We start from the raw sequence: 21,708 nt of genomic DNA, 5'->3' as shown, positions 1-21,708 counted from the left end.
GCTCGAAAGCCGCCGCCATCTGCGCCGATCCCTTACCCGCACCGATGACAATCGTGCGTCCCTTCGGCTTGGCCGGAAGATTGGCGCGGATCACAAGTTCAGGATCGGCAGCCGCGACAGCGGCATCGAAAAGGCTGGTCAGAAATTTCTTCGGATCGGCGATGGCTGTCATGAGATTCCCGGCCTTGATTATCGTTTGACGGCACTATTTCGTGCCACGCATATAAAATCAATGGAGCCGGCCACCTCCTCCAAGCAGCCAGCTCCACCCTCTCCCTCCAGAGAAATCAAATCCCTGAGTTAGGCTACCTCGTGGTTTGCCATGCGTTCAAGCGCACGCACGAGACCGGAATGGTCGAGACCATCATCGCCATGCGCCGCGCAGGAGTTGAACAGTTCCTGTGCCATGGCCGTGTTCGGCAGCGAAACACCGAGCGCCTTTGCGCCTTGCAGTGCAAGGTTCAAATCCTTCTGGTGCAGCGAAATGCGGAAGCCCGGATCGAAGGTCCGCTTGATCATGCGTTCGCCATGCACTTCGAGAATGCGGGACGATGCAAAGCCGCCCATCAGGGCTTCGCGCACCTTTGCCGGGTCCGCGCCTGCCTTGGAAGCGAAAACCAGCGCTTCCGCAACAGCCTCGATGTTGAGCGCGACGATGATCTGGTTTGCAACCTTGGTGGTCTGGCCATCACCGCAATCACCGACGAGCGTGATGTTCTTGCCCATGAGCTTCAGGAGCGGCAGAGCGCGGTCGAACGATTCCTGCGAACCGCCAGCCATGATGGAGAGGCTGGCATTCTTCGCGCCGACCTCGCCGCCGGAAACCGGCGCATCGACATATTCACCACCCGTCGCCCGCACCTTCTTTGCGAACTCTTTCGTCTCGATGGGGGAAATCGAGCTCATGTCGATGAGCAGCTTGCCTTTGCCCAGACCACCGATCGCGCCACCTTCACCGAAGATGACTTCGGCCACCTGCGGCGTATCCGGAAGCATCAAGATAGTGGTGTCGCAATGAGCCGCCACGTCCCTCGGTGTATCAAGAATCTGCATGCCATGATCGAGTAGATCCTGGTGCGGTGGCACAATATGCTTCGACGTGAAAAGCTCGTGGCCTGCATCCTGCAAATGCCGCGCCATTGGCTTGCCCATGATCCCCAGTCCGATGAAGCCTATCTTGGCCATGTCGCTTACTCCCTAATCAAATCTATGCAGTCAGCCGTTCGGCTTCTTGGTTTTTGAACCAGCCCAGACCTTCCTCGGTAGTGGTCTTCGGCTTGTACTCGCAGCCGATCCAGCCCTTGTATCCGGCGTTTTTCAGTGCTTCGAACACGTTCGGATAGTTGATCTCACCAGTGCCCGGCTCATTGCGGCCCGGATTGTCGGCGAGCTGAACATGGGCAATCAGCGGCTTGTAACGTTCATAAGTCGCAACCAGCTCGCCACGTGTCCGCTGCTGATGGTAGAGATCGTACTGGATGAACAGGTTGTTGCTGCCCACTTCGTCGATGATCGAAACCGCCTGCTCCACCGTGTTGAGATAGAAGCCCGGAATGTCATAGTGGTTGATCGGCTCGATCAGCAGGCGAATGCCATGCTTGCCCAGTTCCTTTGCCGCCAGACGCAGATTGCTGACGAAAGTGGCGCGCAAGACGTCCGGATCGACACCCTGCGGGGCAATGCCGGAAAGGCAATTGACCTGCGAACAGTTGAGCGTCGTGGCATAGTCGATGGCATCAGCCACACCGCGCCGGAAGTCGTCGACGCGATCCGGCAGAACCGCAATGCCGCGCTCGCCGCCAGCCCAGTTGCCCGCGGGCAGATTGTGCAGGACCTGTGCCAGATTATGTTTGGTCAGCGCCGCCTTCAGCTCATGCCGGTTGAACTCATAGGGGAAGAGATACTCCACCCCGGTGAACCCGGCCTTTGCGGCCAGCGCAAAGCGATCCATGAAAGGCACTTCATTGAAGAGCATTGTGAGATTGGCTGCAAATCTCGGCATTTTCGCCTCCTTATAATTCTCTATTTGCGCAATTGCGGACAAAACCGGGAATTGCTCTTAATCCAAAAGCGCTGCGATAGCGGTCGGCGCATCTTCGCCACGTTCTGCCAGTTCCTCAAATTCGACAACCTGATCGATGTCGACACCCATGGAGATATTGGTAACGCGTTCCAGGATGAATTCCAGAACCACCGGCACCTGATGCTCCGCCATAAGCGCTTTTGCCTGTTCAAAACTTTCGGCAAACTGGTTGGGGCTGCGAACCCGGATCGCCTTGCAGCCAAGACCTTCGGCAATCGCTACATGATCGACGCCGTAACCCTTTTCCGCGTCGCCATCGGCATTGATGTTGTCGAAGGCGAGGCTCACTTCGAAATCCATGTTGAAGCCGCGCTGCGCCTGTCGGATCAGGCCGAGATAGGAATTGTTCACGACCACATGAATATAGGGCAGCTTGTGCTGTGCGCCGACCGCCAGTTCCTCGATCATGAACTGGAAATCATAGTCACCTGAAAGCGCAACAATCGGACGATCGGGATCGGCAGCACGGACACCGAGCGCTGCTGGCAACGTCCAGCCCAGCGGACCGGCCTGACCGCAATTGATCCAGTTGCGCGGACGATAGACATGCAGGAACTGCGCGCCCGCGATCTGGCTGAGGCCAATGGTTGTGACATAGCAGGTATCGCGACCGAACGCCTTGTTCATCTCCTCATAAACACGCTGCGGCTTGAGCGGTGTCTGGTCGAAATGCGTCTTGCGCAGCATGGTGCGCTTGCGCTCGCCGCATTCCTTGGCCCAGTCCGACCAGTCGCGCAGCTTACCGGCAGACTTCCATTCGGTCGCAACGTCCAGCAGCAGCTTCAGCGCCTTGCCTGCGTCGGAGACAATACCGAAGTCCGGTGCAAAGACGCGACCGATCTGCGTCGGCTCAATGTCGATATGGATGAACTTGCGGTCCTTCCTGTAGGTATCGACATTGCCCGTATGACGGTTTGCCCAGCGATTGCCGATGCCGATGACGACATCGGAGGCCAGCAGATTGGCATTGCCATAGCGGTGCGAGGTCTGCAGTCCGCACATGCCCGCCATCAGGCGATGGTCGTCGGGAATGACGCCCCAGCCCATCAGGGTCGGGATGACCGGAATGCCGGTGATTTCAGCGAACTCGACCAGAAGATCCGATGCATCGGCGTTGATGATGCCGCCGCCCGCGACGATCAGCGGACGTTCCGCGTCGTTCAACATGGCGAGCGCCTTTTCGGCCTGTGCCCGCGTGGCAGCGGGTCTGTAGGCTTCCATCGGCTGGTAAGTGTCGATGTCGAATTCGATTTCCGCAAGCTGGACATCAATCGGCAGGTCGATCAGAACCGGACCGGGGCGACCCGACTTCATGATGTGGAACGCCTTCTGGAAAACAAAAGGCACCAGTGCCGGTTCCATGACCGTGACCGCCCATTTGGTGACGAGCGCCGCGATCTTCGCGATATCGACCGCCTGAAAGTCTTCCTTGTCCAGACGCGCGCGTGGCGCCTGTCCCGTGATACAGAGGATCGGGATCGAGTCGGCGGATGCCGAATAGAGACCAGTGATCATATCCGTTCCGGCGGGGCCGGAGGTGCCAATGCACAGGCCGATATTGCCATGCTTTGCGCGGGTATAACCCTCGGCCATATGCGAAGCGCCCTCGACATGTCGCGCCAGTATGTGGCGGATCGACCCGCGCGCTTTCATCGCCGAATAAAATGGATTGATCGCTGCGCCCGGTACGCCGAAAGCACAATTGATCCCTTCTCTTTCCAGCACAAGCACGGCTGCATCGACTGCACGCATTCTGGCCATGGCCAATCCTCCTCAAGCGGCGTCCGTTCCTGCGGAACGGGTATTGCCGCTTTGTTTCTTTTTCTCACGCATTTCCAGACGCAAAAGGCTTACGCACTTTTGCTGAAAATACCCTGTGGAACTCATCTCCATTTACAAATGTTATTATCAAAAAATGGAAATGCATACCATTATACGGAAATAAAGATTTTCAACGGAACGGAGATAATCCGCCTGCGTCTTTCCGAGTAGCAATGGATGCGATAGTGATAATTCCTGAGTTTAGGCGGGATTCGGAGACGGTGATGGAACAGGCAAAGGTAAAGCGGGGCCGCAAGGCGGCGGAAAACGCAACGCCCTCGTCTGTGCAGGTTCTGGACCGGAGCCTGAAGCTGCTGGCATTGATCGCCGAGAATGATGGCTCGACATTGACCGACCTTGCCGATGAGAGCGGTATGGCGCCCTCCACCGTGCACCGCCTTCTGTCGTCACTGGCCAATCATGGTATGGTTTCCCACGATCTGGAAAGCGGAGACTGGACCATCGGCGTCAAAGCTTTCGAAATCGGCAATGCCTTCCGCCGGTTCCGCAAGCTCGGCATTCAGGCACGGCCCTATCTCAAGACATTGATGGAAACGAGCGGCGAGACCGCCAATATCGGCGTCGAGGACGGCGGCGATGTCGTGTTCATCTCGCAGATCGAAAGCCATGCGCCGATGCGTGCCTTTTTCCGGCCCGGAAGGCGCGGCCCCATCCATGCATCCGGTATAGGCAAGGCCATATTGTCCACATGGTCGGACAAGGAAATCGCGCACGCCCTGTCAGGGCGCACGCTTGAACATTTCACGCAACGCACACTCGACAACCTGCCTGCGCTACTGAAAGATATTCAGGCAACCCGTACTCGCGGCTGGTCTGTCGACGACGAGGAACACACGCTTGGCATGTGTTGCATCGCCGCCCCAATCTTCAATGAATATGGTGAGGCGATTGCCGGCATTTCCGTTTCCGGCCCTGCGGTGCGCCTGCCGAAAAAGCGGCTCGACGAATTCGGGCCGCTGATCCGCTCCACCGCCGACGAGCTGACCCGCGCCATGGGTGGCAAACGCCCGGAAGAGTTTTAACGCGCAGTGAATTCTGGCAAAGTCCGATGTTCTACGGCCCTTTTTTTCCCTCATCCTGAGGAGCTTGCCTGAGCGTGTCGAAGGGGAAGCGTCTCGAAGGACTGAGGGAAAACACGCGGCGCCTGCCATCGTCCTTCGAAGCTTCGCTTTGCTCCGCACCTCAGGATGAGGGAGAAGCGCAGTGAGGAAGCTTTAGAGTTCGGACTTGAGCGGTTTCCCGGCCACATAGGTTTCGACAATGGCGCGGTCATCGCCCAGCGTCTGCAACAGGAACAGTTCCTGCTCCAGCGTCGCGCCAGCCGCCATGCGAAGCCGCATTGGCGATGTTGCGGACGAATCCAGCACCACGATATCGGCTTCCGTGCCCTCGTCGAGTGTACCGATCTTGTCTTCCATGGAGAGCGCGCGGGCATTACCCAGCGTCATCATATAGAAGGACTGGAACGGGTTCAGACGCTGTTCACGGAGCTGGAGAACCTTGTAGCCCTCATCCATGGTGCGCAGCATGGAGAAACTTGTGCCGCCACCAACATCGGTCGCCACCGCCATGCGCACGCCCGATGCTTTCAACCGGTCGCGGTCGAAGAGGCCTGAACCGAGAAACAGGTTGGAGGTCGGGCAGAAGACGGCAATAGAACCGGTTTCCACCATGACGCGCACTTCGCGCGGTTCCAGATGGATCGAGTGGCCGAGCAGGGTCTTGTCGCCCAACAGGCCGTAATGTTCGTAAATGCCAAGATAGTCCGGCGCTTGCGGGTAAAGCGACTTGGTGAAAGAGATTTCGTCGTGATTTTCCGAAAGATGCGTCTGGATGTAGCTGCCGGGGTGCTCACGAACAAGTGTCTGGCTTGCTTCGAGCTGCTCCGGCGTCGACGTAATGGCAAAGCGTGGGGTGATTACATAATCAAGGCGGCCCTTGCCCTGCCAGCGCGCAATCAGCGCCTTCGTATCGTCATAACCGGACTGTGCCGTGTCGCAAAGTGCTGGCGGCGCATTGCGATCCATCATCACCTTGCCACCCAGCATACGCATATTGCGATGCTGCGAAGCGCGGAAATAGGCATCGACGCTCTGCGGATGGACAGAACAATAGGCGACCGCCGTGGTGGTGCCGTGGCGGATCAGCTCGTCAAGAAAGCGCTCCGCGATGAATTCAGCATGCTGTTCGTCGGCAAATTTCTGCTCGGCGACGAACGTATAGGTGTTGAGCCACTCCAGCAGATTGGCGGCATAGGAAGCAACCACCTGCGTCTGCGGATAATGGATATGCGTATCGATGAAGCCGGGCAGGATCAGATGCGGGCGATGATCGGCGACGTTGACGTCGCTGTCCGCCTCGGCACGGACTTCGGCAAAATCGCCGAGGCGCAGGATACGGCCATCTTCGACCAGCACGGCACCGTCTTCAATGTAGCGATAAGCGGTATTGTCATCGAGGCTTTGCGGTTCGTCACGAAAGGTCAGCACGCGGCCGCGGATCAGAAGCTTGGTCATTTTCGTCATGGTCCTTATTTCGGGCCTTGCGTGGCAGACTGGTACCAGGAAGCGAGAAGCTGGCGCTCTTCCTCACTCACGCCGGTGACATTGGCGGGCGGCATGGCATGCGAGCGACCTGCCTGCAAATAGATTTCACGCGCATGCGCGGCAATATCCCGGTCGGTATCCAGCACGACGCCCTTTGGCGGCGCAATGATGCCTTCCCAGCCCGGCTCCTTGGCGTGGCACATGGCGCAACGCCCAAGAACGGTATCCCGCACTTTTTCAAAGTGCGGGTCCGAGATGAAAGATTGCTGCAACGCCGAGACCTTCTGTTCCTCCGGCTCACCGGTCAGAACCTTCGGCACTGTCGAGAGCCAGATGATGATGATGAACAGGATCACTGTTACCAGCCATGTCCAGGTCGGGCTGCCCTTGCGGGCGTGCTGCGTGTTGAACCAGTGGCGGATCGTGACGCCCATCAGGAACACCAGCGAGGCGATAACCCAGTTGAACTGCGTCCCGAAAGCCAGCGGATAGTGGTTCGACAGCATCAGGAACAGAACGGGCAGCGTCAGATAGTTGTTATGCGTCGAACGCTGCTTGGCGATCTTGCCGTATTTGGGGTCCGGCTTGCGGCCTGCGATCAGATCCGCCACCACGATTTTCTGGTTCGGAATGATAATCATGAACACGTTGGCGGACATGATCGTCGCGGTAAAGGCGCCGAGATGCAGGAAGGCGGCGCGGCCTGTGAACAGGTGCGTATAGCCCCAGGCTACCACGACCAGAATACAGTAGAGAATGACCATCAGCAGCGTATCGCTCTTGCCGAGCATCAGCTTGCAGATCGTGTTGTAGGCGATCCAGCCAAAAGCCAGCGAGGCAATCGAGATGCCGATGGCGACCGGACGCGAGACATCGAGAACATTCGGATCGATCAGGTAAAGGTCAGCCCCGGCATAGTAGACGATGCAGAGCAGCGTGAAACCCGACAGCCAGGTGGCGTAGGATTCCCATTTGAACCAGGTCAGGTGTTCCGGCATTTCGGCGGGCGCAACCAGATATTTCTGGATGTGATAGAAGCCACCACCATGGACCTGCCATTCCTCGCCATGCGCACCTGCCGGCAAGCCGGGACGCTGGCGCAAGCCCAGATCAAGCGCAATGAAGTAAAAGGACGAGCCGATCCACGCAATCGCGGTAATCACATGCAGCCACCGCGCTGCGAAGCCCAGCCAGTCCCAGGCTACGGCAAAATCATACATCAGGGACTCCCATTTCTTAGCCCGTTTCTTGGGCCAATTCTTAGCCCATTGTTCGTTGTTGCATTATGTGCCAAAGGAATCAGGTTCAGGGAACGTCACATCACGACCAGCACTTTCAAAAAAATCTAGACAATCGTGGAGGGGACGTATGTCATATCTTGATAATCTGCGCGTTTTTGTGCGCGTTGTCGAATTGGGAAATCTATCCGCGGCGGGTCGCGACCAGCGCGCATCGCCAGCAGTTGCCAGCAATCGAATCAAGGAGTTGGAGAAGCATCTGGGGGTCAGGCTCTTCAACCGGACGACGCGCAAGCTCACGCCGACCGAACACGGTCGCGTATTCTATGACGGCGCATTGAAAATCCTCGAAGCTGTGGATGAAGCGGAAGCTGCCGTGGCGGAACTTGCGAAAAATCCGAAGGGATCGATTCGCATCACCGCCCCGCTTGGCTTTGGCAGACGGCTGATTGCATCGGGGATTCCCGAATTTCACGACAAATATCCGGACATCGAAGTGCGGCTTCGCCTCTCCGATCATGAAGTCGATATCATGAGCGAAGGCGTCGATGTGGCTTTCAAGCTCGGTGTTCTGGAGAACTCGAACCTGCGTATGCGCGGCATCATGAATTGCGAACGCGTGATCTGTGCGGCACCTGCATATCTCGAGAAACACGGGGTTCCGCAGTCACCTGACGAGTTGCTTGGCGACAAACACGACTGTCTTCTGCTGCGCTTTCCGGGCTCCAAGGAATATTACTGGTCGCTGCAAACGGCGGAAGGTCTGCGCAAGTTCGAAGTCACCGGGCCTTATGACTCGGATGATGGCGACGTATTGACGCAGTGGGCGCTCGGCGGACGCGGCATCATCAACAAGCCGCTGTTCGAAGTGAAAGAATATATTCGCGACGGGCGGCTGGTTCCCATCCTCGAAAGCACGCCGCCTGCGCCGATCCAGCTTGCTGCGATCTACCCGCACAAGCGCTTTCAGGACCCGAAAGTGCGCCTCATCATCGATTTCATGACGGAACGGTGCCAGAGATTGATACGGGAAGCCCTGGCATAGAGCGGCTGAAATCGCTCAATGCTTATTTGCAACCTTGAGAGTTTCAAAAGAAAACCCGCCGGATCACGCGGGTTGCGATACACGTACCGAAGTCAGAACCGCCGTCAGAACTTCGGCTGCGGCCAATGCCGCAATGACTTCCGGCCGCTTGTCTTTTACAACGGCTCCACCGACGGGACAGACAAGATTTTCAAAAAGATTGTCGCTGCCGATTTCCCGTTTCAACCAATTTTTGAAAGTGGCCTTTTTGGTCTTCGAGCCGATCATGCCGACATAGACGGCATCGCGCCGCTGCAAAGCCTCGGTGACGATGAGGAAATCCAGCGCATGGTCATGGGTGAGGACGATGAAAGCGCTGCCCGGCGGCGCGGAACGCACCACCTGTTCGGGCATTGCCGAAAGACAGGTCTCCACACCCGGCACATCGCAAGCCATCAGCTCCGCTTCCCGTGTATCCACCAGAATGACACGTACCGGCGTGAGAGAGAGGGCATTTGCCAGCGCATCGCCAACATGGCCCGCGCCGAAGACATAGACATGCGGGCGTGTGGCTATTTCCGCATCGACCTTGCTGACAAGCTCGTCAGTCAGCCCGCGACTGACACGCCGGAAGCTCAGGCCCACCCGTCCGCCGCAGCACTGGCCGATTTCAGGCCCCAATGCCACATTCATAGGTGGCACATCCATGGGTGAGTCCCTGCCGCCAGCCAAGATTTTCCGGGCATGGTCGATCGCCATATATTCAAGCTGGCCGCCGCCGATGGTCCTGAAGATCATATCGCGGGCGACCAGCATCCATGCCCCGGCATCGCGGGGCGCGGAACCTTTCACATCGGTGACTTCAACCAACACACTATCGGGACGCCGGTTGAGAAAAGCCCGGATATCGTCGCGCGCGCCCGGCATTTCTCTAGCCCTTTTGCTTGCGGAGCCGTTCGATGGCCATCAGCACACGTTCCGGTGTTGCGGGCGCATCGAGGCGCGGGCAGACCTTGTGATCGGCCACGCTGGCAATGGCATCGGCCAGAGCATGCAACACCGACAGTCCAAGCGGCAGCGGCGGTTCGCCGACAGCCTTGGAACGATGGATCGTCGGCTCATAGGCCTCGGACCAGTCGGTCAGCGCGACATTGAAAATCTTGGGCCGGTCGGACGCCAATGGAATCTTGTAGGTGGATGGCGCGTGGGTGCGAAGCCGCCCCTTGTCGTCCCACACAAGCTCCTCTGTCGTCAGCCAGCCCATGCCCTGCACGAAGCCGCCTTCAACCTGACCGATATCGATGGCGCGGTTCAGGGAACGCCCGGTATCATGTAGAATATCGGTGCGCTCCACCACATATTCGCCAGTCAGAGTATCGACGGAAACTTCGGAACAGGCAGCTCCGTAAGCATAGTAATAGAAGGCGTGGCCCCGGCCCTTGGCACGGTCCCAGTGGATTTTCGGCGTCTTGTAGTGACCTGCCGCCGATAGCTGCACGCGACCGATAAAAGCCTGCTTTACGAGATCGTTGAAGCTGATTTCCTGATTGCCGATGCGAACCCGGTTGGGAAGAAACACGACCTGATCTTCCGGCACCTGATATTGCTGTGCCGCAAAATGGATGAGGCGTTTCTTGATCTGGCGGGCAGCATCCTGTGCAGCCATGCCGTTGAGATCGGCACCGGAAGAAGCCGCCGTCGGCGCTGTGTTCGGCACCTTGGCGGTCGTCGTCGCGGTGATCTTCACGCGGTCGAAATCGATCTGGAATTCCTCGGCCACAACCTGCGCCACTTTCATATGGAGCCCCTGCCCCATTTCTGTGCCGCCATGGTTCATATGCACCGAGCCGTCATTATAGATATGCACCAGAGCGCCAGCCTGATTGGACTCCGTCTTGGTGAAGGAAATGCCGAATTTCACCGGCGTCAGCGCCATGCCGCGTTTCACATAACGGTTTTTCGCGTTGAATTCGCGGATCGCTTCGCGGCGCTTTGCGTAATCGGAACTTTCCTCAAGTTCCGCAACGATGCGCTGGATGATGCAATCTTCGACCTTCTGGTGATAGGGGGTAACATTGCGTGTGCCGTCCTTCCCCATTTCATCGTAGAAATTGCGCTTGCGAATTTCGAGCGGGTCCTTACCGACAGCGAAAGCCACTTCATCGATCACGCGTTCCGCACCGACCATGCCCTGTGGGCCGCCAAAGCCGCGAAAAGCTGTATTCGACACAGTGTTCGTATAAAGCGGCGCCGACTGCGCATGAACTGCCGGGAAGAAATAGGCATTATCGCAGTGAAACAATGCGCGGTCGCCGACCGGCCCGGAAAGGTCTGCCGAGAAACCGGCATTGAGAGCAAACAGATAGTCGATGCCCAGAATATTGCCGTCATCGTCGAAGCCGACTTCATAATCGATGACAAAGCCGTGGCGCTTGCCGGTCGAGGTCATGTCCTCGTCGCGGTCGAGCCTGATCTTCATGGCGCGCTTGTGCTTCTTGGCCGCAATGGCTGCAATGGCCGCCCACTGGTTGGCCTGCGTTTCCTTGCCGCCAAAGCCACCACCCATGCGGCGCACTTCCACCGTCACGGAATGGCTTGGCACGCCCAGCGCATGGGCAACCAGATGCTGCGTTTCGCTCGGTCCTTGCGTGGAGCAATAGACGGTAACGTCTTCATCCTCGCCGGGAATAGCCAGTGAAACCTGACCTTCCAGATAGAAATGATCCTGCCCACCGAGATACATGCGGTTCTTGATACGGCGCGGCGCGGCGTCGATGGCCGCACGTGCATCGCCGCGCTTCAGCGTCAATGGCGTCGTGACAAGCCGGTCCTTCAGACCGTCCAGTGCATCGATGGAATAAATGCCCGCTGCTTCCTCATATTCGATCTTCGCCAGACGGGCAGCGCGGCGCGCCTGATCGCGGCTTTTCGCGATAACCGCAAAGATCGGTTGGCCGTGAAACTCAACCTTGTCGACCGCAAAGATCGGGTCGTCATGCATGCCCGACGGCGAAACATCGTTTTCGCCGGGCACGTCCTTGTAGGTCAGCACGTCGACCACACCGGGAGCGGCGCGCACTGCAGACAAGTCAATCGACTTGAATGAACCATGTGCAACGGACGAATAGCCGACCCCGATATGCAATGTGCCTTCGGGCTCCGGTATATCGTCGATGTAGACAGCCGTTCCGGTCACATGCTTGTGCGCGGAATCGTGTTTCTGGTCGGTCGCGACGCCACCCACAATGCGGGCAGCTTTCAATGCGTTTGCAGGGTGCTTGTTCATGATTGCCTCCTCACGCCGCCGCGATTTCAGCCGCGCGCAGCGGCGTGTAACTGCCTTCCGTTTCGGCGAAGAAACGCCGCAACAGATTGCGCGCCGCGAGCAACCGGTAATCCGCTGTCGCGCGCATATCGCTCAAGGGCGTATAGTCTTGTGCATAGGCTTCCAATGCCGCTTCAACCGTGGCCTCTGTCCAAGGCTTGGCCGTCAGTGCGGCTTCCACCGCGCTGGCGCGCTTCGGCGTTGCGGCCATGCCGCCATAGGCGATGCGAACCGTCTCCACATTGCCTGCCGCATCAAGCGTCAGATGGAAAGCGCCAAGCGTCGCGGTAATGTCTTCCTCGTAACGCTTCGACACTTTGTAAATGGCAAAATGGCTTCCTTCAGCTGGAACCGGCACATGCACGGCTTCGACGAATTCGCCGGGCTGGCGATCCTGCTTGCCATAAGCGATGAAGAACTCTTCCAGCGGTATGGTGCGGCGCTCCGCCCCATTGCGCAGCGTCAGCTTTGCATTGAGCGCGATCAGTGGCGGTGGCGTGTCGCCAATCGGCGAACCATTGGCGATATTGCCGCCGATGGTTCCCATATTGCGCACCTGCTCGCCGCCAATGCGGTTGATGAGCTGGCCGAGCTGCGGAATGCGCTTGGCAAGAAATCCGAATGCTTCCGTGTAGGTGACACCTGCGCCGATGCTAACGACACCGTTTTCCTCACGGATGGAGCGCAGTTCCTCCAGATGACCGATGAAGACCACCGGGGAAATGTCACGCATCATCTTGGTGACCCACAAGCCCACATCGGTAGAACCGGCAACGATGGTCGCCTTCGGCTCTGCCGCCAGGATGGTGGCGAAATCATCGAGATCACCGGGCACAATCAACCGGTCCTTGCCTTCACCCACTTCCACCCGAACGCCATCGCGCATGGCCGTCAGATGTTCGAGAACATGGGCGCGCTCAGCAGCAAGCGGGTCTTCCATGACCGTACCGTAGTCGGAAATGATGCGGGCAGCGCGCATGATCGCCTCATAGCCCGTGCAACGGCAAAGATTGCCCTGCAATGCCTTTTCAATCTGTGCATCGGCGGGCTTCGGTTCGCGCATCCACAAAGCGTAGAGCGACATGACGAAGCCCGGCGTGCAGAAGCCGCATTGCGAGCCATGAAACTCGATCATTGCCTTCTGCACCGGATGCAGATCGCCATCGGCGCCGCGCAGATGCTCGATCGTCACGACATGGCAGCCATCCAGCGAACCCATGAAGCGGATGCAGGCATTGACGCTTTCGTAAACGAGCTTGCCGTCGGAAATCTTGCCGACCAGCACCGTGCACGCGCCGCAATCGCCTTCGCCGCAACCTTCCTTGGTGCCGCGCAGCTTGGCGGACAGCCGCAGATAATCGAGCAACGTTTCGGTCGGGGAAACGCGGTCGAGTTCAACCTTTTCACCGTTCAGAAGAAAGCGGATCGTGTGTCGCACAGACGGGTGCACAGACTGGTTCATGGCGCTTAGCTCCCGCGATAGGTGGAATAGGAAAACGGCGAAACGAGAAGCGGTACATGATAATGCGCTTTTTCATCGGAAATGCCAAAGCGCAGAGGAACAACATCGAGGAACGGTACGACATCATCTGTCTTGCCAAAATATTCGCCGACATGGAACAGAAGCTCGTAGGAACCGGCTCGCAAATTCTCGCCCGACAGCAGCGGTTCATTGCAGCGGCCATCGTCATTGGTGCGAATTTCCCGGATCGGTTCGGCCTGCTGATTCTCGACGCGGCGCAATTCGATGCGCAGATTTGCAGCCGGTTTGCCGCTTACCGTGTCGAGGACATGCGTCGTCAACCGGCCATTACCGCTATTTTCCTGACCCATTTACACTCCTGCAGCTTGCTGATTCTCTCATCAAATAGATTGGAAAATGTTACAAGCTTTTGATTTCCGGTGGTTTATTTGAGCCCAACGTCGCCATCGGCTGTGGGGGCCGCAAACCACACCATGTTCCCAGCATTCAGTATTTCTCGATCCTTCTCATTGTGAAAGATGGTTATCGTTGGATGTCTTTCAAATTTTTGAAGGGGAATAATAGCGATAAATCTTTATTATCATGGATAAAACGAACGAAAACGAGGGAAGACCCGCAATGAAATATCCGCGCAATCTCGTCGGCTATGGACGCAACACACCAGATCCGCGCTGGCCGGGCGGAGCCAATATCGCTGTTCAGTTCGTCGTCAATTATGAGGAAGGCGGCGAATGCTGCATTCTCGACGGTGATCCGTCCTCCGAATGTCTCCTTTCCGAGATTGTCGGCGCGCAGCCCTGGAAGGGCCAGCGCAACCTCAATATGGAATCCATCTATGAATATGGCGCACGCTCCGGCTTCTGGCGGTTGTGGCGCGCCTTCACCCGCCGCAACATGCCCGTCACCGTCTATGGCGTGACGCTCGCCATGGCGCGCAACCCGGAAGCCGTTGCAGCCATGAAGGAGGCCGACTGGGAAATCGCCAGCCACGGATTGCGCTGGTGGGAATATAAGGACGTTCCCGAAGAGATCGAACGCGAGCACATCCGCGACGCGGTCCGTCTGCACACGGAAATCACCGGCTCGCGCCCGCTCGGCATCTATCAGGGCAAGCCTTCCGACAACACGCTGAAACTGGTGATGGAAGAAGGCGGTTTTCTCTATTCCGCCGACTCCTATGCCGACGAGCTGCCCTACTGGGTGGAAGGTCCGAAGGGACCACACCTGATCGTGCCCTATACGCTGGATGCAAACGACATGCGCTTTGCAACCCCGCAGGGCTTCAATTCCGGCGACCAGTTCTACACCTACCTGAAGGACACCTTCGACGTGCTCTACCGTGAAGGTGCAGAAGGTTCGCCGAAAATGATGTCCATCGGCCTGCATTGCCGCCTTGTCGGTCGTCCCGGTCGCGTGGCCGCGCTCGAACGGTTCCTCGACTATGTGCAAAGCCATGAAAAGGTCTGGGTCGCCAAGCGTATCGACATTGCCCGCCATTGGCATGAAAACTATAAGCCGCTCGCTGCCGATGTCATGCCTTCTAAAGCCGGCAAGGATGAATTCGTCGCGCGTTATGGCGGCATTTTCGAGCACTCGCCATGGATCGCCGAGCGCGCATATGATGCCGGTTTCAGCCTGGAAGAGAATACCGCATCCGGCCTTGCTTCCGCGATGACGAAGGCATTTCGCGCGGCCTCGGCGGATGAACGGCTGGCGGTTTTGAAGGCGCATCCGGATCTTGCTGGCAAGCTTGCGCAGGCCAAGCGGCTTACGGCAGAATCGACCGCCGAACAGGCCGGTGCCGGGCTCGATGCGCTGACAGATGCAGAAAAACAGACGTTCACCGAACTGAATGATGCCTATACCGCAAAGTTCGGCTTTCCGTTCATCATCGCCGTGAAGGGTCGCAACAAGAAGGAAATCCTCGACGCTTTCCAGCGCCGGGTTTCCAACGACCGCGACACGGAATTTGAAACGGCCTGCGCTCAGGTGGAGCGCATCGCCCTCCTGCGCCTCAAGGATATTCTGCCGGAAGCGCTCTACTGATCCTGCCGCCTGGAAGGTCGGCTTCTCACATAAGGAATTCCCCATATGGGCAACGACAAGAACAATCGCAGCTATTATGCACCGACAGGCGGATTGCCGCCGCAGACCCAGCTTCTCACTGATCGCGCCATGTTCACCGAAGCCTATGCGGTGATACCCAAGGGCACGTTCAGCGATATCGTGACAAGCTTCCTGCCCTTCTGGGACAAGACGCGACTTTGGGTGATTGCGCGTCCCCTCTCCGGCTTTGCCGAGACTTTCTCGCAATACATCATGGAAGTGCAGCCGGGCGGCGGTAGCGACCGTGCCGAACTGGATGAAAGCGCAGAAGGCGTGCTGTTCGTGGTTGAAGGCGAAATCGCCGTTACCGTCGCCGGCAAGACGCACACGCTGACCGAAGGCGGCTATGCTTATCTGCCGCCGAAGAGCGGCTGGACACTCCGCAACAACGGCGCGGCGACGGCCCGTTTCCATTGGGTGCGCAAGGCTTATGAATATGTCGACGGCCTCGACGTTCCGGAACCGTTATTCCTCAACGAAAAGGATATCGCGCCCAACCCAATGCCGGACACCAACGGCGCCTGGGCGACGACCCGTTTTGTCGATCCGAACGATCTGCGTCACGACATGCATGTCACCATCGTGACCCTGGAGCCCGGTGGCGTCATTCCATTTGCGGAAACCCACGTCATGGAACACGGGCTTTATGTGCTGGAAGGCAAGGCGGTTTACCGGCTCAATCAGGACTGGGTGGAAGTGGAAGCGGGTGACTTCATGTGGCTGCGCGCCTTCTGCCCGCAGGCCTGCTACGCGGGCGGTCCCGGCAAGTTCCGCTATCTGCTCTACAAGGACGTGAACCGTCATATGAAGCTTTCGCGATAGTCGAATGGCATCTCAACCAAAGGCCGGACTCGTTCCGGCCTTTTTTATGGTCGGAACACAAATAAAAACGGCGAGCCGAAGCTCGCCGTACCATTCTTCCGACTGGAGATCAGATTTTTAAACAGCGCAGTCCTTCTACGCTATCGAATGGTTCTTTGAAGATAGTACAGGCAAACAAAATTTCAAATTACAATTTTGTTATATCAATATTGGGTAAATCATACTGCATTTTATGCTTCATAATAATGCTGAAGTTAATATAAAATCAGAATAATAAAACTTAGGTTTAATTATCAACAATTACACCGGGATGAATAGCCGATTTGCTTCTCATACAGGACCGGGAGGCCGGAACTGGCCTCCCGGAAAAGCATTAGAACGAGCGCTGGAAACGGATCATGCCCTGAACGGCATCCTTACCGTTGAGGTAGGACTTGCTGTCGCTCCACTTGGTATAAGAGACTTCCGGCGTTACCGTGAAGCCTGGAACCAATTGGTAGGCTACGTTGGCAGTAGCTGCGAATGTGCTGGTGCCATCATAGGCAACCTGCGCATTGATGACGGCTTTGTCGGTAGCCTTGAATGCTGCGCCGCCCCAGACAGCCCAATCGCCACCCCAGGTGCCGTAGAAGCTGTTGATCGCGCGAACCGGGCCAATCACGTCGCCATTGCCGTTGGTGGCGTTGATGTACTGGTCCTTGTTGGACTTGTAACCGCCCATGGCCCAGACGGAGAAGCGGTCCGTAATGTTCACGTCGGCGCGAACCTTACCGGCCCATTCCTCGTTGCGAGCGTCATAGGCTGCAACGCCTGCGATCTTGCCCCAACCGCCTTCATACTTCAGACCGCCGACAACATGCGGCGTGTAATCCTTGATGACACCATCATAGCCGTACTTGCTATCCGTATCGTCATTGTTGCCCTGTTCGAGCGACAGTATGGCGGAGAAGCCATTGCCACCGGTGAAGGTGTAGCTGATCAGGCCCGTGCGATAGCCGCCAGCGAGGATTACGTCGTCGTTGATGACATCACCGAGATAGCCCGGAAAGGTAACAAAGGCAGACTCATCGAGACCCACGCGCAGGCCGCCAAGCTGGATATAGGCAAAGCGCAGCGAACCGGAGGCACCCTCAACCCCATTGCCCCAATCGTAACGGGTTTCGGCAAAGGTCTTCAGAGTACCGAGTTCGGTTTCCGAAGCGGTAGAGAGGCGCAGCGTAAAGCGGGCCTTATTGTCCCAGGAATTGCGGCGCGTATCGACGCTGCCGTTACGATCAACAAAGCCACGACCGTAGATATTGTCACCGCCAGAGGCGTCGTAACGGACATAGCCGGATACGCGCAGGCAGGTTTCCGTACCAGGAATATAGAAATAACCTGCACCATAAGCGTCGCAAACGCGAACATATTCAACAGATTCAGGTTCCGGCGCCACAACGGTGTCCGCAGCATATGCTCCAGTGGTTGCAACCAGTGCTGCAGCCGAACCGAACAGCAAGCTCTTGAGTTTCATCTTATTGCCTCCAGAAATTTTCAGACGAGGCCTGATAGAATAAATTCAACAAATACATCAATTCCAATTTTGACAACAAATCCAAGTTGAACTCAATTATGTTTCAATTATAACACTATTTATAAACAACTTTACTTTATAGCAACAAATATCTTATAAAATATAAATAAATAAATATTTCAAGTATATTTGTACTAGAAATTTTATAAAGGGAAAAATCCATTTTCTTATATACGCAAAAGCGAAAACGGGGCCACAGGCCCCGTTTAACAAGCACATAGTCGCTAGAGCATTCCATTCCATCTGAACCGTTGGAAATGCTCTATCCCCTTGTTTTTGCGCACGCCTTTATCCCAAAACCGGTTCGCCCTTTTGGGAGCCGTGCTCTACGTCTGCCCGCAGGCCTATTTTCCTGCCGCCTGCTGCGCATAGACATAGCTGTCATAGGTGTATTCCGCGACACGGAACCATTCGAAGCCCTCATCACGGAACTTTTTCCAGCTCGGATAAATTTTCGCCCAGGCAGGATTTTTCTCGTTGTATTCCGCATAGAGTTCGAAGGCGACCTTGTAAGCAGCATCCAGAACGTCTCGCGGCAAGGGCTGCAACTTGACCCCTTTCGACACAAGAGAACGAATCGCAGCGGTATTTTTGACGTCGTAAAGCGCGATCATGTTCTGGGTCGCGGCTTCAGCAGCCGTGTTGAGCGCTACCTTGTAGGCTTCCGGCAGGCTTTCATATTGCTGCTTGTTGATGAAGAAGTGCACCGAGGCGCCGCCTTCCCAGAAGGCCGGATAATAATAATATGGCGCGATCTGGTAGAAGCCGAGCTTCTCGTCATCGTAAGGGCCAACCCATTCGGCCGCATCGATCGTGCCACGCTCCAGCGACGGATAGATGTCACCACCGGGAAGTTGTTGTGGAACGACGCCGAGACGCGACATGACCTCGCCAGCCACGCCCGCAATGCGCATCTTCAAGCCCTTCAAGTCCTCAAGGCTTTTGATTTCCTTGCGATACCAGCCACCCATCTGGGCTGCCGTATTGCCGCCGACAATGCCGACCACACCGTAATCGGCGAGGAACGCATTATAAAGCTCATTGCCGCCGCCGTGATAGAGCCAAGCGTTCTGCAGACGGGTGTTCATGCCGAAGGGAATGGCCGTACCGATGGCGAAGGCCGGGTTCTTGCCGGTGAAGTAATAGCCGCATGTATGCGCCATTTCGACCGTGTTGGCCTGCACCGCATCGATGGCCTGTGGACCGGGCACGATTTCACCGGCCTGGAACACCTGTATCTGGAATTTGCCTTCAGTCATCTTTGACACGGCGTTGGCCATGAAGACCGCGCCGCCATAGATGGTATCCAGATTGTTCGGGAAGCCCGAGGTCAGACGCCAGCGCAGCGTCGGCAATTCCTGGGCGATTGCCGGCGTTGCGAGTGCCGCTCCACTCGTTGCGGCAGCTGCACCGATTGCGGCACCTTTTGTCAGAAATGTGCGACGGCTCAAATCCTGTTTCATGTGTCTCCTCCTAAGATTGTTTTGGTTTTATCAGGACCTGCGCAATGCTCGTTTTCCCCTCATTGCGCAGGTTTTTACTTTTGATCCTTGTCCTGTCCGAAGCTCGGTTGCGGTGAACCGAAGGAAGGTGCAGGCAGAGGCTCAGTTGACGGAGAAGGCGCTCCGAACGGTGCGGGTGCTGCACCAAACGGATTTCCACCGCCCGCATCAGGCATCGGCACATTGATCTGGATCGATGCCGGGTCGGCCTGCGGATGACCGCTCTTGTAGTGGGTGACTATCCCCGGGAAGGTGATGATGATGCCGACCATGACGAGCTGGATTATCAGGAACGGAATCGAACCCATGTAGATCTGCCCGGACGTTACCGGCTGGATGGTCGCGCCAGTCACTTTGTCCTTATAGGGTCGGGACGGAGCAACCGAACGCAGATAAAACAGCGAGAAGCCAAATGGCGGATGCATGAACGATGTCTGCATGTTGACCGCCAGCATGACGCCGAACCAGACCAGATCAATGCCAAGACTGTCGGCCACCGGCGCCAGAAGCGGGATGATGATGAAGGCCAGCTCGAAATAATCGAGGAAGAAGGCCAGAAAGAACACCAGAAGATTGGCGACGATCAGAAAACCGACTTCACCGCCGGGAATGGACGTCATCAGGTGCTCGACCCAGACGTGACCGTTGACGCCATAGAAGGTGAGCGAAAACACGCGGGCGCCGAGAAGAATGAAGATGACGAAGGACGACAATTTCGCTGTAGCGTAAAGCGCTGATTTCAGCATCGGCATATTGAGGCGGCGGTTGATGATGGCAAGAAGCAGAGCGCCGACCGCGCCCATCGCACCGCCTTCCGTCGGCGTTGCAACGCCGATGAAGATCGTTCCGAGAACAAGGAAGATCAACACAAGCGGCGGGACGAGCGAAATCACCACCTTTTGCGCCAGTTTCCAGCCCTTCAACGTGCGGGCCTGCGGCGGCAAGGCCGGAACCGTATCAGGCCGGAAAATCGACATGCCGATGATGAAGGCACAGTAGAAGCCGACAAGCAGCAGACCGGGGACCAGCGCGCCCTTGTACATATCGCCGACCGAACGACCGAGCTGATCGGCAAGAACGATCAGAACAAGGCTTGGCGGAATGATTTGCGCCAGCGTGCCCGATGCAGCAATCGTGCCGCTCGCCACTTTGCGATCATAACCGTAGCGCAGCATGATCGGGAGCGAAATCAACCCCATGGAAATCACCGAAGCCGCAACCACACCGGTGGTGGCCGCAAGAAGCGCGCCCACAACGATAACGGCAAAGGCTAAGCCGCCGCGTACAGGGCCGAAAAGCTGCCCGATTGTATCGAGCAGTTCTTCTGCCATACCGCTTCGTTCCAGTATCAACCCCATGAAGGTGAAGAATGGAATGGCAAGCAATGTCTCGTTCGACATCTGCCCGAAAATACGGTCTGGTATCGCTCCGAACAGATTGACGGGCAGAAGCCCCATTTCGATGCCGACGAAGCCGAAGGCAAAGCCGACGAAGGCCAGCGCGAAAGCCACCGGGTAGCCGAGCAACAGCACGATCACCAGCGACAGAAACATGAGCGGCGCGAGATTTTCCGCAATAAAAGCAATCATATCCGTTCCCCTCAGAGCGCCTGGGCTTCCGCATCTTCAATGGCGACCGTGTCCGGTATCCGCCCTTGAAGGATGGCGATGCGCTTGATGAGTTCGGAAATGCCCTGCAATGCGAGCAAGCCGAAGCCGATGGGGATCAGCAGCCAGACCGGCCACAGAACCAGCCCGCCTGTATTGTTGGAGGTTTCGCCGCTGGCAATCTTGGCTTCCACGATGGGCCAGGAGAGGTAAATCGTGATGAGGCAGAAAGGCAGGAGGAAAAAGATCGTGCCGAAAATCTCGACCAGAAGCTGGGTTCGCCGTGAATAGCGGCTGTAGAGCAGATCCACCTTCACATGCTCGCTATGCAGAAGCGTGTATCCGGCTGCGATCAGAAAGACCGCCGAGAACAGATACCACTGCGCTTCCAGCCATGCGTTCGAACTGAGATTGAACAGCTTGCGCGAGACTGCATTGATCGCACTGATGAGCACCGCCACCAGAATCAGCCACGACACGGATTTTCCGATAAAATTATTGGCCGCGTCGATAGCACGCGACAACGCCAGCAAGACTGACATCGCTCCTCCCCTCCT

At 56.9% G+C, this 21,708-nt stretch carries 18 protein-coding genes; 4 read left to right on the top strand and 14 right to left on the bottom strand.

Annotated features, from left to right (window positions below; translation table 11 throughout):
• The 4 genes from F9K91_RS05785 to gcl form a co-directional block, all read right to left on the bottom strand.
• Window positions 1–172: DUF4147 domain-containing protein (locus F9K91_RS05785; RefSeq protein WP_151677398.1), on the bottom strand; the 172-nt coding region annotated here is incomplete at its 3' end.
• A gap of 128 nt (window positions 173–300) precedes the next feature.
• Entirely contained in the window at window positions 301–1,185 is an 885-nt protein-coding gene (locus tag F9K91_RS05780; protein ID WP_151554308.1) for a 2-hydroxy-3-oxopropionate reductase, read from the bottom strand.
• 22 nt (window positions 1,186–1,207) lie between these two features.
• Window positions 1,208–2,002, bottom strand: a complete 795-nt coding sequence (gene hyi / locus F9K91_RS05775) for a hydroxypyruvate isomerase (RefSeq protein WP_151652416.1) — start codon at window positions 2,000–2,002, stop codon at window positions 1,208–1,210.
• A gap of 57 nt (window positions 2,003–2,059) precedes the next feature.
• On the bottom strand, window positions 2,060–3,844 hold the full coding sequence (gene gcl / locus F9K91_RS05770; protein WP_151677397.1) for a glyoxylate carboligase: 1,785 nt from the start codon (window positions 3,842–3,844) through the stop codon (window positions 2,060–2,062).
• A gap of 284 nt (window positions 3,845–4,128) precedes the next feature.
• Here gcl and F9K91_RS05765 point away from each other — a divergent pair, with 284 nt between their 5' ends.
• Entirely contained in the window at window positions 4,129–4,947 is an 819-nt protein-coding gene (locus F9K91_RS05765; protein ID WP_151652418.1) for an IclR family transcriptional regulator, read from the top strand.
• Window positions 4,948–5,139: 192 nt separating this feature from the next.
• On the opposite strand, the gene guaD is transcribed toward F9K91_RS05765, so the two are convergent.
• Window positions 5,140–6,441 (bottom strand): guanine deaminase, encoded by a 1,302-nt coding sequence (gene guaD, locus F9K91_RS05760; RefSeq protein WP_151652453.1) that lies wholly within the window; start codon window positions 6,439–6,441, stop codon window positions 5,140–5,142.
• A 14-nt stretch (window positions 6,442–6,455) separates the two neighbouring features.
• Window positions 6,456–7,691, bottom strand: a complete 1,236-nt coding sequence (locus tag F9K91_RS05755; protein WP_151554312.1) for a urate hydroxylase PuuD — start codon at window positions 7,689–7,691, stop codon at window positions 6,456–6,458.
• Between the two features lie 148 nt (window positions 7,692–7,839).
• Here F9K91_RS05755 and F9K91_RS05750 point away from each other — a divergent pair, with 148 nt between their 5' ends.
• A complete protein-coding gene (locus F9K91_RS05750) occupies window positions 7,840–8,754 on the top strand; it encodes a LysR family transcriptional regulator (RefSeq protein WP_061345042.1) in 915 nt (304 codons plus the stop codon).
• Between the two features lie 63 nt (window positions 8,755–8,817).
• Here F9K91_RS05750 and xdhC read toward each other — a convergent pair whose 3' ends face one another.
• The 4 genes from xdhC to uraH are packed head-to-tail and all read right to left on the bottom strand — an operon-like array spanning window position 8,818 to window position 13,891.
• Complete coding sequence (xdhC, locus tag F9K91_RS05745) at window positions 8,818–9,660, bottom strand: xanthine dehydrogenase accessory protein XdhC (RefSeq protein ID WP_151652419.1); 843 nt, start codon at window positions 9,658–9,660, stop codon at window positions 8,818–8,820.
• 4 nt (window positions 9,661–9,664) lie between these two features.
• Complete coding sequence (gene xdhB, locus F9K91_RS05740) at window positions 9,665–12,019, bottom strand: xanthine dehydrogenase molybdopterin binding subunit (protein ID WP_151652420.1); 2,355 nt, start codon at window positions 12,017–12,019, stop codon at window positions 9,665–9,667.
• Between the two features lie 10 nt (window positions 12,020–12,029).
• A complete protein-coding gene (gene xdhA, locus F9K91_RS05735) occupies window positions 12,030–13,508 on the bottom strand; it encodes a xanthine dehydrogenase small subunit (RefSeq protein WP_192800855.1) in 1,479 nt (492 codons plus the stop codon).
• Between the two features lie 17 nt (window positions 13,509–13,525).
• Window positions 13,526–13,891, bottom strand: coding sequence for a hydroxyisourate hydrolase (uraH, locus tag F9K91_RS05730; RefSeq protein WP_151554316.1), 366 nt, complete (start codon window positions 13,889–13,891; stop codon window positions 13,526–13,528).
• Window positions 13,892–14,159: 268 nt separating this feature from the next.
• Between uraH and puuE the strand changes: the two genes are divergently transcribed.
• On the top strand, window positions 14,160–15,587 hold the full coding sequence (gene puuE / locus F9K91_RS05725) for an allantoinase PuuE (protein WP_151554317.1): 1,428 nt from the start codon (window positions 14,160–14,162) through the stop codon (window positions 15,585–15,587).
• A 45-nt stretch (window positions 15,588–15,632) separates the two neighbouring features.
• The gene (locus tag F9K91_RS05720; protein ID WP_151554318.1) at window positions 15,633–16,469 is read left to right on the top strand and encodes a bifunctional allantoicase/(S)-ureidoglycine aminohydrolase; all 837 of its coding nucleotides are present in this window, start codon (window positions 15,633–15,635) and stop codon (window positions 16,467–16,469) included.
• Between the two features lie 373 nt (window positions 16,470–16,842).
• Here F9K91_RS05720 and F9K91_RS05715 read toward each other — a convergent pair whose 3' ends face one another.
• The 4 genes from F9K91_RS05715 to F9K91_RS05700 all read right to left on the bottom strand — a co-directional run bounded on the left by F9K91_RS05715 (window position 16,843) and on the right by F9K91_RS05700 (window position 21,693).
• Window positions 16,843–17,982, bottom strand: a complete 1,140-nt coding sequence (locus F9K91_RS05715) for a porin (protein ID WP_151554319.1) — start codon at window positions 17,980–17,982, stop codon at window positions 16,843–16,845.
• A 404-nt stretch (window positions 17,983–18,386) separates the two neighbouring features.
• The gene (locus F9K91_RS05710; protein WP_151554320.1) at window positions 18,387–19,505 is read right to left on the bottom strand and encodes a TRAP transporter substrate-binding protein; all 1,119 of its coding nucleotides are present in this window, start codon (window positions 19,503–19,505) and stop codon (window positions 18,387–18,389) included.
• Between the two features lie 74 nt (window positions 19,506–19,579).
• Entirely contained in the window at window positions 19,580–21,133 is a 1,554-nt protein-coding gene (locus tag F9K91_RS05705; protein WP_151554321.1) for a TRAP transporter large permease, read from the bottom strand.
• Window positions 21,134–21,144: 11 nt separating this feature from the next.
• Window positions 21,145–21,693 (bottom strand): TRAP transporter small permease subunit, encoded by a 549-nt coding sequence (locus tag F9K91_RS05700; RefSeq protein ID WP_061345032.1) that lies wholly within the window; start codon window positions 21,691–21,693, stop codon window positions 21,145–21,147.
• Between the last annotated feature and the right edge of the window lie 15 nt (window positions 21,694–21,708).

Source organism: Brucella tritici, from assembly GCF_008932295.1.
GTDB classification, from domain to species: Bacteria; Pseudomonadota; Alphaproteobacteria; order Rhizobiales; family Rhizobiaceae; genus Brucella; species Brucella tritici.
Note: the sequence above shows the minus strand (reverse complement) of the source record. Positions and strands in the feature narration are given on the sequence as shown.

Bases quoted from the DNA above. Each gene is read 5' to 3' on its own strand.
- uraH (WP_151554316.1), bottom strand. From the start codon at position 13,891: ATGGGTCAGGAAAATAGCGGTAATGGCCGGTTGACGACGCATGTCCTC.
- F9K91_RS05715 (WP_151554319.1), bottom strand. From the start codon at position 17,982: ATGAAACTCAAGAGCTTGCTGTTCGGTTCGGCTGCAGCACTGGTTGCA.
- xdhC (WP_151652419.1), bottom strand. From the start codon at position 9,660: ATGCCGGGCGCGCGCGACGATATCCGGGCTTTTCTCAACCGGCGTCCC.
- F9K91_RS05755 (WP_151554312.1), bottom strand. From the start codon at position 7,691: ATGTATGATTTTGCCGTAGCCTGGGACTGGCTGGGCTTCGCAGCGCGG.
- F9K91_RS05765 (WP_151652418.1), top strand. From the start codon at position 4,129: ATGGAACAGGCAAAGGTAAAGCGGGGCCGCAAGGCGGCGGAAAACGCA.
- guaD (WP_151652453.1), bottom strand. From the start codon at position 6,441: ATGACCAAGCTTCTGATCCGCGGCCGCGTGCTGACCTTTCGTGACGAA.
- F9K91_RS05710 (WP_151554320.1), bottom strand. From the start codon at position 19,505: ATGAAACAGGATTTGAGCCGTCGCACATTTCTGACAAAAGGTGCCGCA.
- F9K91_RS05705 (WP_151554321.1), bottom strand. From the start codon at position 21,133: ATGATTGCTTTTATTGCGGAAAATCTCGCGCCGCTCATGTTTCTGTCG.
- F9K91_RS05780 (WP_151554308.1), bottom strand. From the start codon at position 1,185: ATGGCCAAGATAGGCTTCATCGGACTGGGGATCATGGGCAAGCCAATG.
- F9K91_RS05750 (WP_061345042.1), top strand. From the start codon at position 7,840: ATGTCATATCTTGATAATCTGCGCGTTTTTGTGCGCGTTGTCGAATTG.
- puuE (WP_151554317.1), top strand. From the start codon at position 14,160: ATGAAATATCCGCGCAATCTCGTCGGCTATGGACGCAACACACCAGAT.
- F9K91_RS05700 (WP_061345032.1), bottom strand. From the start codon at position 21,693: ATGTCAGTCTTGCTGGCGTTGTCGCGTGCTATCGACGCGGCCAATAAT.
- hyi (WP_151652416.1), bottom strand. From the start codon at position 2,002: ATGCCGAGATTTGCAGCCAATCTCACAATGCTCTTCAATGAAGTGCCT.
- xdhB (WP_151652420.1), bottom strand. From the start codon at position 12,019: ATGAACAAGCACCCTGCAAACGCATTGAAAGCTGCCCGCATTGTGGGT.
- gcl (WP_151677397.1), bottom strand. From the start codon at position 3,844: ATGGCCAGAATGCGTGCAGTCGATGCAGCCGTGCTTGTGCTGGAAAGA.
- F9K91_RS05720 (WP_151554318.1), top strand. From the start codon at position 15,633: ATGGGCAACGACAAGAACAATCGCAGCTATTATGCACCGACAGGCGGA.